Annotated in this window: 11 protein-coding genes; 7 read left to right on the top strand and 4 right to left on the bottom strand. The window is 68.8% G+C overall.

The window, feature by feature from the left end; translation table 11 throughout:
• Positions 1–249 precede the first annotated feature (249 nt).
• The 5 genes from AAHF99_RS09755 to AAHF99_RS09735 are packed head-to-tail and all read left to right on the top strand — an operon-like array spanning position 250 to position 5,757.
• Positions 250–1,845: an ABC transporter substrate-binding protein gene (locus tag AAHF99_RS09755; RefSeq protein ID WP_342164041.1), complete on the top strand. Its 1,596-nt coding sequence runs from the start codon at positions 250–252 to the stop codon at positions 1,843–1,845.
• Positions 1,846–1,852: 7 nt separating this feature from the next.
• Positions 1,853–2,794, top strand: coding sequence for an ABC transporter permease (locus tag AAHF99_RS09750; RefSeq protein WP_342164039.1), 942 nt, complete (start codon positions 1,853–1,855; stop codon positions 2,792–2,794).
• A gap of 20 nt (positions 2,795–2,814) precedes the next feature.
• Positions 2,815–3,711, top strand: coding sequence for an ABC transporter permease (locus tag AAHF99_RS09745; RefSeq protein ID WP_342164329.1), 897 nt, complete (start codon positions 2,815–2,817; stop codon positions 3,709–3,711).
• 10 nt (positions 3,712–3,721) lie between these two features.
• Positions 3,722–4,720 carry an ABC transporter ATP-binding protein gene (locus AAHF99_RS09740; protein ID WP_342164038.1) on the top strand — a complete coding sequence of 333 codons (999 nt, stop codon included), beginning with the start codon at positions 3,722–3,724 and terminating at the stop codon, positions 4,718–4,720.
• Positions 4,717–5,757, top strand: coding sequence for an ABC transporter ATP-binding protein (locus AAHF99_RS09735; RefSeq protein ID WP_342164036.1), 1,041 nt, complete (start codon positions 4,717–4,719; stop codon positions 5,755–5,757). Before AAHF99_RS09740 ends, AAHF99_RS09735 begins: the two co-directional genes overlap by 4 nt.
• Here the strand turns inward: AAHF99_RS09735 and AAHF99_RS09730 are convergent.
• Positions 5,718–6,056, bottom strand: a complete 339-nt coding sequence (locus AAHF99_RS09730) for a hypothetical protein (RefSeq protein WP_342164035.1) — start codon at positions 6,054–6,056, stop codon at positions 5,718–5,720. The genes AAHF99_RS09735 and AAHF99_RS09730 overlap by 40 nt on opposite strands.
• A gap of 131 nt (positions 6,057–6,187) precedes the next feature.
• Between AAHF99_RS09730 and selA the strand changes: the two genes are divergently transcribed.
• On the top strand, positions 6,188–7,591 hold the full coding sequence (gene selA / locus AAHF99_RS09725; RefSeq protein ID WP_342164034.1) for an L-seryl-tRNA(Sec) selenium transferase: 1,404 nt from the start codon (positions 6,188–6,190) through the stop codon (positions 7,589–7,591).
• Between the two features lie 157 nt (positions 7,592–7,748).
• Positions 7,749–8,219, top strand: coding sequence for a MarR family winged helix-turn-helix transcriptional regulator (locus tag AAHF99_RS09720; RefSeq protein WP_342164032.1), 471 nt, complete (start codon positions 7,749–7,751; stop codon positions 8,217–8,219).
• A gap of 3 nt (positions 8,220–8,222) precedes the next feature.
• Here AAHF99_RS09720 and AAHF99_RS09715 read toward each other — a convergent pair whose 3' ends face one another.
• The 3 genes from AAHF99_RS09715 to AAHF99_RS09705 form a co-directional block, all read right to left on the bottom strand.
• Positions 8,223–9,587 (bottom strand): pentapeptide repeat-containing protein, encoded by a 1,365-nt coding sequence (locus tag AAHF99_RS09715; RefSeq protein ID WP_342164030.1) that lies wholly within the window; start codon positions 9,585–9,587, stop codon positions 8,223–8,225.
• Between the two features lie 54 nt (positions 9,588–9,641).
• A complete protein-coding gene (locus AAHF99_RS09710) occupies positions 9,642–11,957 on the bottom strand; it encodes an FdhF/YdeP family oxidoreductase (protein WP_342164029.1) in 2,316 nt (771 codons plus the stop codon).
• 78 nt (positions 11,958–12,035) lie between these two features.
• Complete coding sequence (locus tag AAHF99_RS09705; RefSeq protein ID WP_342164028.1) at positions 12,036–12,323, bottom strand: MTH1187 family thiamine-binding protein; 288 nt, start codon at positions 12,321–12,323, stop codon at positions 12,036–12,038.
• Positions 12,324–12,517: the final 194 nt, after the last annotated feature.

The following is a 12,517-nucleotide window of genomic DNA, read 5'->3' as shown; positions in this document are numbered from 1 at the left end:
CCGGCTGCACAGATAATAAGCTGCTCATACGTTGGTCATGCGGATGGAGAGTACGGCGAGGGTGGCCCAGCGCTTGCAACGATCCCGTCCGAGCCCGGTGATCCCGGCGTCTCACCGATCATCGCGCGGATGCGGGCTTGCCTTCGAGCGCCGGCCATCCCGGCACCGTGTGCCGCGCGAGTCCAACGAACGATTGATGCCCTCCGGGGGCTGCTCGATGGGGCGGCCAGCCCCGGCTTGGAGACGATGATGGACCGCAGGACCTTCCTGAAGACTTCCGCCGCCCTCGGCGCCGCCGGCCTCGCGGCTCCCCGTCTCGCCACCCCGGCGCTGGCGCAGAACGCCAAGGTCCTGCGCTTCGTGCCGCAATCCAACCTCGCCAACTTCGATCCGGTCTGGGGCACCCAGTACGTGGTGCGGAATGCCGGCGCGATGGTCTGGGACATGCTCTACGGCGTCGATGCCAACCTGAAGCCGCAGCGGCAGATGGTCGGCTCGGAGGAGATGAGCCCCGACGGCCTCACCTGGACCTTCAAGCTCCGCCCCGGCCTGAAATTCCACGACGGCGAGCCAGTCCTCGCCAAGGACGTGGTGGCGAGCCTCAACCGCTGGATGGCGCGCGATCCGATCGGCGTGATGATCAAGGCCATCCAGGACGAACTGGCGGCCGTGGACGACAACACCTTCCGCTGGCGCCTGCGGAAGCCCTTCCCGAAGCTGCTCTTCGCCCTCGGCAAGACCAACGTCCCCGGCGCCTTCATCATGCCGGAGCGGATCGCCAAGACCGACCCGTTCACGCAGATCACCGAATATGTCGGCTCCGGGCCGATGAAGTTCCTGAAGAACGAATGGGTGCCCGGCGCACGCGCCGCCTTCGAGACCTTCAAGGACTACAAGCCCCGCGACGAGCCGGCCTCGTGGCTCGCGGGCGGCAAGCGGATGCTGATCGACCGGGTGGAGTGGGTCATCATGCCCGACGCCGCCACCGCCTCGGCGGCGCTGCAGAACGGTGAGGTCGATTGGTGGGAGAACCCGATCCCCGACCTCGTCCCGCTCCTGCGCAAGAACAAGGACATCCGCGTCGACATCGCCGACCCGCTGGGCAATGTCGGCTCGTTCCGGATGAACCATCTGCTCCCGCCCTTCGACAATCCGAAGATCCGGCAGGCCGTCCTCGTGGGCATGAACCAGGAGGATTACATGCGCGCCATCGTCGGTGACGACGAGGCCCTGTGGAAGCCGCTGCCGGGCTTCTTCACCCCCGGCACGCCCCTCTACAGCGAGGCCGGCGGCGCGAAGGTCGGCAAGGGCGACATCGAGACCGCCAAGAAGATGCTCAAGGAGGCGGGCTACAAGGGCGAGAAGGTGGTCTGCATCGTGGCGCAGGATCAGCCAATCACCAAGGCGCAGGGCGACATCACCGCCGACCTCCTGAAGCAGATCGGCTTCAACGTCGATTTCGTCGCCACCGATTGGGGCACGGTGGGCACCCGCCGCGCCTCCAAGGCGCCCATCGCGCAGGGCGGCTGGAACATGTTCCACACGTGGCACGCGGGCGCGGACGCCATCAACCCGGCGGGCTACCCGGCGGTGCGGGCCAACGGCGACAAGGCGTGGTTCGGCTGGCCGACCGTCCCGGCTGTGGAATCGGGCATCGCCGAATGGTTCGATGCGCCGGACGAGGCGTCCGAGAAGGCGGCCATCGACAAGACCAACGCCGCCGCCCTCGACGGCGTGGTCTACGCGCCGACAGGCTTCTTCCTCGGCTACCAGGCGTGGCGCAAGAACGTCGAAGGCATCGTGAAGGGGCCGCTCCCCTTCGTCTGGGGCGTCTCGAAGGCCTGAGGTTCCGATGCTCGGCTATATCAGCAGGCGGATCCTCGCCACGATTCCGGTGATGGCGGTGGTGGGGCTGTTCGTCTTCAGCCTCCTCTACCTCTCCCCCGGCGACCCGGCCGCCATCATCGCGGGCGATCAGGCGACGCCTGCGGATATCGAGCGCATCCGCGCCTCGCTCGGCCTCGACCGGCCCTTCCTCGTCCGCTTCGGCGAGTGGGCGTGGCGGATCCTCCACGGGGATCTCGGGATCTCGATCTTCACCAACCTGCCCGTCACGACCATGATCGGGCAGCGGGTCGAGCCCACGGTCTCGCTGATGTGCGTCACGCTCGTCTTCGCCATCGTCGTGGCGGTGCCGCTCGGCGTGCTGGCGGCCTGGAAGGCGGGCAGCCTCATCGACCGGATGGTGATGGGCCTCGCGGTGGCCGGCTTCTCGGTGCCGGTCTTCGTGGTGGGCTACATCCTGGCCTACGTCTTCGCCCTGCAGCTCAATTGGTTGCCGGTGCAGGGCTACACGCCCCTGTCTCAGGGTCTGTGGCCCTGGCTCTCGAACCTGATCCTGCCCTCGGTGACGCTCGGCCTCGTCTACATCGCCCTCATCGCGCGGGTAACACGGGCGACCATGCTCGACGTGCTGAGCCAGGATTACGTGCGCACCGCCCGCGCAAAGGGCCTCGCCCAGCACAACGTGCTGTTCGTCCACGCCCTGAAGAACGCGGCGGTGCCCATCGTCACCGTGATCGGCATCGGCATCGCCCTGCTCATCGGCGGTGCGGTGGTGACGGAGACCGTCTTCGCCATCCCCGGCCTCGGGCGGCTGACGGTGGATGCGATCCTGCGGCGCGATTACCCGGTCATCCAGGGCGTCGTGCTGCTGTTCAGCTTCATCTACGTGCTGGTCAATCTCGCCATCGACCTGTTCTATACGATACTCGATCCGAGGATCCGCTATTGAGCGCGACGATCGTTCCCCACATGGACGCCGCCGCTCCGGCCGTGGCCGCTCCGCTCCCCGACGTCATCCCCCCGCGCAAGGCGCGAGGCCCGGTCTGGCGGTTCGTCCGCCGCTACCCGACCGTGGTGGCGGGTGGGGTCATCCTCACCGTCATCCTCGTCGCCTCGCTGCTGGCGCCGTGGCTCGGCACGGTCGATCCGACCGCGCTCGCCCCGGCCAAGCGCACGCGGCTGCCCTCGGCGCAATACTGGTTCGGCACCGACATGCTCGGGCGCGACATCTACTCTCGCGTCATCTACGGGGCGCGGGTCTCGCTGCTCGTGGGCTTCTCGGTGGCAGTGTTGGCCTCCATCGGCGGGCTCGCCATCGGCCTCGTCTCGGGGATGGTGCGCTGGCTCGACGGCATCGTCATGCGCATCGTGGACGGCATGATGTCGATCCCGCCGATCCTGCTCGCCATCGCCCTCATGGCGCTGACGCGGGGCTCGGTGCAGAACGTCATCATCGCCATCACCATCGCGGAGATCCCCCGCGTCGCCCGCCTCGTGCGCGGCGTGGTGCTGTCCCTGCGCGAGCAGCCCTATGTCGAGGCGGCGGTGACGACCGGCACGCGGATGCCGGCGATCATCTGGCGGCACATCCTGCCCAACACCCTGGCGCCGATGACGGTGCAGGCGACCTACATCTGCGCCTCGGCGATGATCACGGAGGCGATCCTCTCCTTCATCGGCGCGGGCGTGCCGCCCTCGGTGCCGACCTGGGGGAACATCATGGCCGAGGGCCGGGCCCTCTGGCAGGTGAAGTTCTACATCATCCTGTTCCCGGCCATCGCCCTGTCCCTCACCGTCCTGGCGGTGAACCTCGTCGGCGACGGGCTGCGCGATGCCCTCGACCCCCGCATGGCCAAGGAAGTGTGAGGTGCAGCGCATGAACGAGGCACCGCTCCTCTCCATCGAGAACCTTCAGGTCCATTTCCGCACCCCCGAGGGGGTGAACCGGGCGGTGGACGGCGTGTCCTTCGCCATCGGCGCGGGCGAGACGCTGGCCATCGTGGGCGAATCCGGCTGCGGCAAGTCCGTGACTTCCATGTCCATCCTGCGGCTCCTGCCGGAGCCTCCGGCAGCCATCGCGGGGGCGATCCGCTTCCAGGGCACGAACCTGCTCGACCTCTCCGACAAGGAGATGCGCAAGATCCGCGGCAACGACATCAGCGTGATCTTTCAGGAACCGATGACGAGCCTGAACCCCGTCCTCACCGTCGGGCGGCAGATCGGCGAGACGCTTCGCCTGCACCAGGGCCTCAGCCGGGCGCAGGCGGAGGAGCGGGCGATTGAGATGCTGACGCTGGTCGGCATCCCGGAGCCGAAGCGGCGGGTGCGGGAATATCCGCACCAGCTCTCCGGCGGCATGCGCCAGCGGGTGATGATCGCCATCGCGCTCGCTTGCTCGCCGAAGCTCCTGATCGCCGACGAGCCGACCACGGCCCTCGACGTGACGATCCAGGCGCAGATCCTCGACCTGATGCGGGACCTGAAGCGCCGGGTCGGCGCGGCGATCATGCTCATCACCCACGATCTCGGCGTGGTGGCCGAGGTCGCTGACCGGGTGGTCGTCATGTATGCGGGCCGCAAGGTCGAGGAGGCGGCGGTAACGGATCTGTTCCGTAATCCGCGCCATCCCTACACACGCGGCCTGATGGGGGCGGTGCCCCGCCTTGGCTCCGCCGAGCACGGCGAGACCGGGCGTCTCGCCGAGATCCCCGGCATGGTGCCGAGCCTGAAGACCCGCATCGAGGGCTGCGTCTTCGCCGGGCGCTGCCCGCAGGTCGCGGAGATCTGCCGGAAGGCGGCTCCCGCCCTCGAACGCAAGGGGCCGGCGCATCTCGCCGCCTGTCATTTCGCGCCGAAGGACGCGCTCGCGGCATGAGCGGCACCCCTCAGACCCTACTGGAGGTCAACGACCTCAAGAAGCATTTCGCCCTCGGCGGCGGCCTGTTCGGCCGCGACAAGAAGGTGCTCAAGGCGGTGGACGGCCTGTCCTTCACCGTGGCGCGGGGCGAGACTCTGTCGCTCGTGGGGGAATCCGGCTGCGGCAAGTCCACTGTCGCCAAGGCGCTGATGCGCCTCTACCGGCCGACGGCGGGGCAGGTCGTCCTCGGCGGCACGCGGATCGACGAGATGTCAGACGGGGCGCTGCGCCCCCTGCGCCGCCGCATCCAGATGGTGTTCCAGGACCCGTTCTCGTCCCTCAACCCGCGCATGCGGGTGCGGGCGATCCTCTCCGAACCGATCCGCAATTTCGGCCTCGCCCGGAACAGGGCGGACATGGAAAGCCGCCTCGCGGCCCTTATGGAGCGGGTTGGCCTGCCGCGCGAGGCGCTGGGGCGCTACCCGCACGAGTTCTCGGGCGGCCAGCGGCAGCGCATCGGGATCGCCCGCGCGCTGGCGGCCGAGCCGGACCTCATCATCTGCGACGAGGCGGTTTCGGCGCTCGACGTCTCGGTGAAGGCGCAGATCGTCAACCTGCTCGGCGACCTGCAGCGCGAGCTCAACCTCGCCCTGCTGTTCATCTCGCACGACCTCGCCATCGTGGAGCACATGACCCACCGGGTGGCGGTGATGTATCTCGGCAAGATCGTCGAGATCGGGCCGCGCCGGGAGCTGTTCACGGCGCCGAAGCACCCCTACACGCAGGCGCTGCTTTCGGCCGTGCCGGTGCCGGAGCCGGGGGCGGCGCGGACCCGCATCGTCCTGAAGGGCGACGTCCCGAGCCCCATCGCGCCGCCGCCCGGGTGCCGCTTCCACACCCGGTGCCCGTATGCCTTCGACCGCTGTCGCACGGAGGTGCCCGCGCTCGACCCCGTGGGGCGCGGGCACTTCGCCGCCTGCCACCTCAACGAGGCGTCAGGTGAGGCGTCGACGGATCACTTGTCGCCTTCGATGGCGCTGAGCGGCGTCCAGTAGCACTTGCTCCCGCCCTCCTTGGGGAGGAGGCAGGCATAGCCCATCGTCCGGTTCTGCATCGTCACCTCCTCACCGGTCTTCCAGTTCCGGCACTCGCCCGAGGCGAGGCTCGCTCGCAAGAGCTGGCCGAAGCCGCCCTCGTCGCCCGCCTGGACGAGCTGGAACAGGCGCTCCGTCACCTCCTGCGCGTGGCAGCCGAAGCGGTTCTTGGTGATCGTCTCGGCATGGGCGGCGTCGTAGCCCGCGCCGAGGAGGACGAGGGCGAGAGCGGACGCTCGGGCGAGGGCGGTCTTCTTCACGGAACGGTCTCCTCCGGTTGTTTCAACCTGGCGTGTGCAGGGCGATCTGGTCGGAAATCGGAACGGGAGAAAGGTGGCCGATGGGCGCGGCACCCTGGCGTCCCCCGGCGGACCCATTATGTCCTTGCCCGATGACGCACGTTCTCCCAGTCGCCGCGCCGGAGAAGCGCCGGATCCCCTCCGTCGAGCGGCTGCTCGCCCACCCGGACGGCCAGTCGCTCGCCGGATCCTTCGGGCGCAGCGCCCTGACGGATGCGATCAGGGGCGACCTCGCGCGGATCCGCTCCGGCGAGACGTCGGCGGGTGACGAGGCGGCGATCCTCGCGCGCTGCGGCGAGGCGCTGGCGGCGGAGCGGCAGCCGTCGCTGCGGCCGGTCTTCAACCTGACCGGCACGGTGCTGCACACCAATCTCGGCCGCGCCCTGCTCCCGCGCTCGGCGGCGGAGGCCGTCACGGCGGTGATGACCCAGGCGACGAACCTCGAATTCGACCTCGCCACCGGACAACGGGGAGAGCGCGACGACCATATCGAGCGGCTGATCTGCCGGATCACCGGGGCCGAGGCGGCCATCGTCGTCAACAACAACGCCGCCGCCGTGCTGCTGGTGCTGAACGCACTCGCCATGCGCAAAGAGGTGGTGGTCTCGCGCGGCGAACTCGTGGAGATCGGCGGGTCCTTCCGCGTGCCGGACGTGATGGTCCGCGCCGGCTGCAAGCTGCGGGAGGTCGGCACCACCAACCGCACGCACCTGCGCGACTTCGCGGAGGCGATCGGCCCCGCCACCGGCCTTGCGATGAAGGTGCACCCGAGCAACTACGCCATCAGCGGTTTCACCGCGCAGCCCGATCCCGATGCGCTCCACGCCCTGTGCCGCGAGCGCGGTGTGCCGCTGGCCGAGGATCTGGGCAGCGGGAGCCTGATCGACCTCGCCGCCTACGGCCTGCCCCCGGAGCCGACCGTGAGCGCGGCCCTGTCGCGGGCCGATGTCGTTACCTTCAGCGGCGACAAGCTCCTGGGCGCGGTGCAATGCGGGATCGTCGCCGGGCGGAAGGATCTCCTGGCCCGCATCCGCAAGAGCCCACTGAAGCGCGCCCTGCGGGTCGACAAGATGACCTACGCAGCCCTGGAGGCGGTGCTGCGCCTCTATCTCCACCCAGAGCGGCTGCGCGAGGAATTGCCGACTCTGCGGCTGCTCACGCGGGAGCGGGCGGACATCGCCGCGCAGGCCGAACGCCTCGCCCCCGAGGTCGCGGCGCGGCTGCGGAGCCACGCTGGCGTGGCGGTCATGGAGACGATGAGCCAGATCGGCTCCGGCGCCCTGCCGGTCGAGACCCTGCCCAGCGCCGCCCTGGTCCTGACGCCCGAGGCGGAGGGCCGCTCGCGCAGCGCGGGAGGCCGCTGCCGCCGCCTCGCCGAGAGACTACGCGGCGCGCCCGTGCCAATCATCGGACGCATCAAGGATGATACAGTCCTGCTCGATCTACGCACCCTGGAGGACGAACGGGGCTTCCTAGATAGCCTAGCGGCGTTGTAGGCCTGATATCTGCATCGTCCCCGGAACGATGCGGTGTGAAGTCTCTCATGCGTCCAGCCCACGGATGAGATTTCCCGACAATGTGCTAAGGCTGTCGATGCAGCCGGCACGAAGCCGGTCAGAACGGCCGACGTAGAGTATTGGACGAGCGTTCACGATGGCGGACACGGCAGAGACGATCGACCATCCGTCCGTTACGGAATCGCTGCGCCTCGACAACCAGCTTTGCTACGCGCTTTACGCGGCCGCGCATCGCATGACGAAGTCGTATCGGCCGCTGCTCGAACGGCTGGGCGTCACTTACCCGCAATATCTCGTGCTCCTCGTCCTGTGGGAGCAGGACGGCGTGACCGTCTCCGAGATCGGCCGGCGGCTGCGCCTCGATTCCGGGACGCTCACCCCCGTGCTCAAGCGCCTCGAAAGCGCGGGCTTCCTGCGGCGCACCCGGCGGCAGAGCGACGAGCGCGAGGTCGAGATCGGCCTGACGGACCAGGGCCGGGAGCTGCGGGTGGAGGCTGCCACCGTGCGCGAGACGGTGATGTGCCAGCTCGAAATGAGCGAGCCCGAGATCCGCAACCTGCGCCGGGACCTCAATCTGGTGATCGACCGCCTCGGCTCGCCCGAGTGACCCTCACCGCCGCAGGCGGTTGCCGAGGACGAAGCCGAACAGACCCATCAGGATGATGCCGACCGCGCCCTCGATGCCGACGAGGAGGTTGGTGACGCGCCCCGTGGGCTTCAGGCCGATTTCCGGCGGGTTCGCCGTCATCATGTTGAGGGCGCTGTAGCTCAACAGGTCGAGGGGATTGTAGGTCGGCCCGGCCTCCGGCCCTTCGAGGATGATGAGCCCGCCGGTCATCCCGTAAAGCACGGCGAAGACGCCGATCAGCAGGACGAAGGCGCGGGTGATGCGGGACAGGCTTTCGCCGTAATCGCATAGCCATTCTACGAAGCGGTCGGCGATCCAGCGGTAGCCGTGGCGGGTCACACCCCGCCAGTTCCGCGCGGCCCAGGATGCCTTCGCCTGCGCGCCGGCATGGTGGCGGCCCATCCGCCGGCCGCGCTTGTAGGCCCAGCTCGCCCCGTCCTGATCGCCGATGCTCTTCCAGTTCTGTTCGAGGGCGAGATAGCTCGCCTGCGCGGCGGCGAAGTCGCCCGCCACCTCCTCGCCCACGGCGCCGCCCAGCTGCTCGACATGCATCCGGGTGCCGTTGAGCCACGCGCCGGAGAACCGGGCGTGTCGCAGGCGGCAGGTCGCGAGGTTGAGGCGGACGAGGTTCGTGTCCGACAGGTCGGTGCCGGAGAAGTCGGCCCCGTCGAGCTTCGCCCCGGTGAAGGAGGCCCCGCGCAGCCGCGATCCCGTCAGCACCGCCTTCGTCAGGCTGGCGCCTTCGAAATCCGCGTGGGTGAGGTTCGCGTCCTTGAGCTTGGCCTCGTCGAGCCGCGCGTCGCGGAACACGGTGTCGTCGGCGTCCGCCCCGGTGAAGTCGGTGCCCCACAGGTCGGCGCGGGTGAAGTCGGCCCCGTCGAGCAACGCTTCGGAGAAGTCGGCGAAGCGCATCGCCGCGCCGCCGAACCGCGCATCCTCCAGCATCGCCTGCGACAGGCTGATCTGCCCGGCGACGACATGGGTGAAATCCGCGCCGGAGAGGTCGCTCTCGGTGAGGTCCGCCTCTTCGAGGATCGCCCCGGTGAAACGCGCCGAGCGCCCCACGGCCCCCGCAAGTTTCGCCCGACGCAGGTTCGCGCCGCCGAGGTCGGCATCGTCCAGCCGCGCCCGCGAGAGGTCCGCGCCCGTGAGGGCGAGGCCGCCGCTCTCGGCATCGCGCCAGGGGGCGTCGTCACCCTGCGAGGACAGGGCATCCCGGCCGCAATCGAGGCGCGCAAGATCGAGCCCCGGCGCGGCGAGGGGTTCGGTGCGCCCCAGCCGGTCGAGGAAGTCGCGCAGCCGTTGATCCGGCACGGGGGCGCCCGCGACCTGTGTCGTTTGGTTCATGGCCGATCCATGCCGGAGGCCGGCGCCGGGCGCCAGCCTTCCGGCCTGCGGCGCTCACGCTTCGGCGATCACCTTCACGGCAATCGACTTGGCGGCGGGCGTCTTGCTCTGGGCATCGTAATGCCAGAGGGGCAGCAGCACGTTCATCTCGGGGTAGTAGCCGCCGCAATTCCCCTCCGGGATGTCGTAGGCCACGACCCGCAGGCCCCCGAGCCGCCGGTTCACCCCATCGTCGCTCACGGTCACGACGGCGGCTTTCGCCCCGTCGCGCAGACCGAGGCGGGCGATGTCCGCCCGGTTCATGAACAGCACGTCGCGGGTGCCGTCGATGCCCCGGAAACGGTCGTGGTAGCCGTAGATCGTGGTGTTGAACTGGTCGTTCGACCGCAGGGTGATGAGGTCGAGCACGTCGCCGCCGCGCTCGGGCAGGTCCGGGTCGGCCTCCAAACCGCCTGGCACCACGAAATTCGCCTTGCCGTTCTCGGTCTCCCAGCGTCGTTGACGGGCGGGGAGGGGCTTGGCGAGGCCGCCCGGATCGAACATCCGCCCGTTCAGGTCGTGGAAGACGGTGGGATAGGTCGCCTCGATGGCCTTGCGCACCAGGGAGTAGTCGCCGACCCAGGCGTTCCAGTCGATGCGCGGGTTCGGCGGCAGGGTCGCCTTGGCGATCCCGGCGATGATGGCGGGCTCGGACCGCAGTTGCGGGCTCACCGGATCGGCGGCGCCCTTCGAGCCGTGGAAGCGTGCGGTGGAATCCTCCATCGACACCGCCTGCGGCCCTGTGGCCTGCCGGTCGATCTCGATCCGGCCGAGGCAGGGCAGGAGGTAGGCGACCTCGCCGTTCACGAGGTGGGAGCGGTTGAGCTTGGTCGCGATCTGCACGGTCAGGCGCTGCTTGCGCCACGCCGGCTCCATGACGCCCGTATCCGGCACCGCCCGCAGGAAGTTGCCGCCGAGCCCGATGAAGGCGCGGACGCTGCCGTCGAGGATGCCCTCACAGGCCTCCACCGTGTTGAGGCCCTTCTCCTGCGGCGGCTCGAAATTGTAGAGTTCGCGCAGCTTGTCGTTGGGCGCCAGTTCCGGCTTCTCGGTGATGCCGACCGTGCGCTGGCCCTGCACGTTCGAATGGCCCCGCACCGGGCAGATGCCGGCGCCGGGCTTGCCGATGTTGCCGCGCAGCAGGAGCAGGTTCGCGAGCATGCGCACCGTCTCGGTGCCACGCCGATGCTGCGTCAGCCCCATGCCGTAGACGCCGATCGTCGCCTTCGCGCGGGCGTAGATGGCGGCGGCGCTTTCCAAAGCGGTGCGGCTGAGGCCGGAGCGCTTTTCCAGCGCGGGCCATTCCTGCTCGTCGCAGAACTGCTCGAACGCTTCCAAGCCATGCGTGTGCTCGGCGATGAAGGCGTGATCGAGAACCCCCGGCTTCCCGGCGGCCCGCGCGTGTCGGTCGGCCGCGAACAGCGCTTTGCACAGGCCGGTGATGGCGGCGAGGTCCCCGCCCGCCTTCACCTGATGGTACTGGGTCGAGATCCGCGTCGAGGACCGCGTCACCATTTCCACGGGCGATTGCGGATCGGTGAAGCGCTCCAGGCCCCGCTCCTTGAGCGGGTTGAAGGTGATGATCGAGGCGCCGCGCTTGCGGGCGTCCTGCAGCGGATGCAGCATCCGCGGCGCGTTCGAGCCGACATTCTGCCCGAAGAAGAACAGCAGGTCGGTTTCCTCGAAATCCTCCAACCGCACCGTGCCGACCGGCGAGCCGATCGATTGCGGCAGCGCCACCGAAGTCGGCTCGTGGCACATGTTCGAGGAATCGGGGAGGTTGTTGTTGCCGTAAAGCCGCGCGAGCAGCGCCCACATGTAGCTCGATTCCAGCGAGGCCCGGCCGGAGGCGTAGAACACCACCGATTTCGGTTCGAGTGCCTTCAGCTCGCGGCCGATCTCGGCATAGGCGTCCTCCCAGGTGCAGGGGCGGTAGCGGTCCGTGGCCGGATCGTAGCGCATAGGGTGCGTAAGGCGCCCGGCTTCCTCGAGGGCGTAATCGCTCCACGTCAGAAGATCGCTCACCGTGTGCGCGGCGAAGAGGTCGGGCGTCGCGCGGCGGCGGGTCTGTTCCCAGGCCGTCGCCTTGGCGCCGTTCTCGCAATACTCGAAGGCCAGCGGCTTGGCCGGCTTCGCCCAGGCGCAGGACGTACACATGAAGCCGCCGGGCTTGTTCTGCTTGGTGAGCAGCGCCGTGCCGGTGATCGGCACGCCTTCCCGCGTCAGAATCTCGAGAAGCGAGCGCGCCGAGCCCCACCCACCGGCAGGCCCTTCGTAGGGTTCGATTGTGACCTTCCGGGCCCGGTCGTCCTGGCTGCCTGCTTGGTCCATGACCGTCTCCCGCCGCACCATCGTTGCTGCGTGAACGCGGCAGACGCCGTAACGATCAAAGTCAGAGGGCCGCAGGGATTAAGAAACGGCAGCGAGTTTGTCGGCCATGGTCTGGACCTTGTCCCGCCGGGTCGAGAAGATCAGCGTGAAGAAGGTCCGCTGCACACCGAGTTCGGCGAGCCGCGCCTCGCATTTCTCGGCCAGCGCGCAGATGTCGGAGAGTTCGCCGTCGATGTTGGTGCCGTTCGGATGCATCGTGGCATCGAGCCCGCTCGCCTCGATGATCGCCTTGATCTCGCGAACAAAGGGCGACACCGACGGGCCGACGCCCATCGGCACGATGCACAGGTCGGCTGACACCTTCATGGGCGGATCCTCGGCTTCCTCGCGCGCCGACCCAGCCTATACGCGAAGGCGAGCGCCATCCAAGACGGGCGAGGCGATGGGCGGAAGGGGGGGTGGAGCGGGTACCGGGAATCGAACCCGGGTATTCAGCTTGGAAGGCTGACGCGCCGGTTTTCCGTGCATCCGGCTGACGACTCCATCGTTTACCAAGCACC

It is taken from the genome of Methylobacterium litchii (genome assembly GCF_038442315.1).
Lineage (GTDB): Bacteria > Pseudomonadota > Alphaproteobacteria > Rhizobiales > Beijerinckiaceae > Methylobacterium > Methylobacterium litchii.
Note: the sequence above shows the minus strand (reverse complement) of the source record. Positions and strands in the feature narration are given on the sequence as shown.